The following is a 2,632-nucleotide window of genomic DNA, read 5'->3' as shown; positions in this document are numbered from 1 at the left end:
ATATAGCAATTATTATATTCATATGATACGTTTTTTTCCTCTTCTCTATTCCCTGTTCCCTGTTCCCTATTCCCTAAAAATTTCCAATATCTCACAACTCAAATCATATTGCTATATAAATCTTACTTTTGACTTTTAACTTTTAACTTCCCCAATCTGAGGGAGTCTTGATAGACGTTTCACCTCAGATAAATCAATCCAATTTACTGCAAATCAATAAAAACTATGTCAATATCAACATCAACCTTGGGATATCCCCGCATAGGGAAAAATCGCGAAGTAAAAAAAGCACTCGAATTATTTTGGCAGCAAAAAATTAGTGCTGATGAATTGCTCAAAACTGTCCGAGAAATTGAAGAAACAAGTTGGGAAACCCAAGCTAAAGCAGGTATCGAACGTATCGGGATCGGTGACGCTACTCTCTACGACCAAATATTAGATTGGAGTTATCGTTTAGGAATAATTCCCAAGCGTTTTCAACCATTCCAAAGTTTAGAACGCTACTTTGCAATGGCACGGGGAAAAGATGGTATTCCAGCATTAGACATGACTAAATGGTTTGATACAAACTATCACTATTTAGTGCCAGAAATTACACCAGATATTACTCCAAAAGCAGATTTTTCCGATTTCTTAGACACTGTAAAACGCGCCCAAAAAATAATCGGCGAAAGTGCAGTTCCTATTATTATCAGCCCTGTTACTTTTCTCCGTTTAAGTCGTTTAGAATCTGTAGAATTTGACAAGGTTCTCAGCCAACTTTTGCAGCTATACAGCGAGCTATTAACTCAATTAAAAGATTTAGGAATTTCGGAAATACAATTACACGAACCTGCTTTAGTTTTCGGCGATGCTCCTAATCTCAAAAAGCAGTTAGAGACCGTTTATGCTGAATTAGCAAAAGTGGGATTAAATATTAATCTTGTCACCTACTTTGATGACCTGGGAGAAACCTATCCTTGGGTGATGAAATTGCCAGTAACATCTATTAGTCTCGACTTGACTCGCGGTAAAAATTTAGAACTAATTAAAAGTCATGGTTTTCCAGCAGATAAAACTCTCGGTGCGGGTGTAGTTGATGGTCGAAATATTTGGCGGATTCGTACTCAAGAAGTAGTATCTTTATTAGAGGAATTAAAAGGGATTGTTCCTAATATTTATGTACAGCCTTCTGCTTCTTTACAATTTGTGCCTTATGATGTTAGACGCGAGGTAAAACTGCCAGAAGCACTGCGAAATGTATTAAGTTTTGCCGAACAAAAACTAGAAGAGACAGTTTTGTTATCCAAAGCTTTGACTGGGGAAAGTAGTAAGTCAGAGATAGAAAAAATCGAAATATACTGGCAAGAATTTTATAAATTTAGCCCTGCCAATGAAAAAGTAAAAAGTCAAATTAAAGCACTGAAAGAAACAGACTTTAGGCGAAGCATGTCTTATGAAGAAAGAGTAGAAAATCAAATAAAATTACCTGCTTTTCCTACAACAACTATTGGTTCATTTCCCCAGACTAAACAAGTTAGAAAATTACGGGCGCGTTATAAAAAAGGCGAGCTGAATCAAGCTGAATATTTAGCGCAAATTGATGCCCATATTGCCTACTGTATTGGACTACAAGAAGGGATGGGAATGGATGTTTTAGTCCATGGAGAATTTGAACGTTCTGACATGGTGGAATACTTCGGCGAACAGTTAGATGGTTATACTTTTACTACTCATGGTTGGGTACAAAGTTATGGCAGTCGTTATGTACGCCCACCAATTATTTTTGGTGATATTTATCGCCCTCATGCAATGACAGTTAGAGAATTTGAAGTGGCTAAATCTTTAACTGAAAAACCAGTAAAAGGAATGTTAACCGGACCAGTAACTATGTTGAATTGGTCTTATCCCCGCACCGATATTTCTCGCCAAGAACAGGCATACCAATTAGCATTAGCTATTCGCGAAGAACTGAAAGATTTAGAGAAGGCAGGTGCTGCTTTTATTCAAGTAGATGAACCAGCGATGCGGGAAGGTTTGCCACTAAAACAACAGCGTTGGCATGAATATTTGAGTTGGGCCGTTGATGCTTTTAGGTTATCGACGGCGATCGCTCTACCAGAAACTCAGGTACATACTCATATGTGTTACTCTGAGTTCGGCGACATTATGGAATCTATTAAGCAATTGGATGCTGACGTCATTTCTATTGAGGATAGTCGTAGTAATAATCAAATTTTAATGCAACTGACTGATGCTGATTATCCTGCTCAGGTGGGACCGGGAGTTTATGACGTTCACTCTCCGAGTATTCCTACTACTGAGTATTTGAGGGAAAGTTTGCGTAAGTGTATTCAGCATCTACCTGTAACTCAGATTTGGGTTAATCCCGACTGTGGTTTGAAAACTCGTCGTTGGGAAGAGGCGATTCCGGCAACTCGGAATATGGTACAAGCTGCGATTAGTTTGCGACAGGAGTAGTTTCAGTTATCAGTTATCAGTTAACAGTTATCAGTTAGCCTCCTACGGAGGAGCTACGCTCACAGTTATCAGTGAACCTCCGACTAAAGTCGGAGGCTTGAAATACTGAGTTAAATATTTTGGCGTTGCTGATTCTGGGTATGATTTTGCCCCCCTAGCCCCCCAATTTTGG

At 38.8% G+C, this 2,632-nt stretch carries 1 protein-coding gene; it reads left to right on the top strand.

Annotated elements, in window-relative coordinates:
- The first annotated feature begins 225 nt into the window (after positions 1-225).
- The gene (metE, locus tag AC3DU7_RS30715; protein ID WP_488043025.1) at positions 226-2,460 is read left to right on the top strand and encodes a 5-methyltetrahydropteroyltriglutamate--homocysteine S-methyltransferase; all 2,235 of its coding nucleotides are present in this window, start codon (positions 226-228) and stop codon (positions 2,458-2,460) included.
- The last annotated feature ends 172 nt before the right edge of the window (positions 2,461-2,632 follow it).

This window comes from Okeania sp. (genome assembly GCF_983059655.1).
This window is presented reverse-complemented; position numbering and strand designations above follow the sequence as displayed.

What these genes read in the sequence shown, in the direction of transcription:
- metE (WP_488043025.1), top strand. Translation starts at nt 226, where the DNA reads ATGTCAATATCAACATCAACCTTGGGATATCCCCGCATAGGGAAAAAT.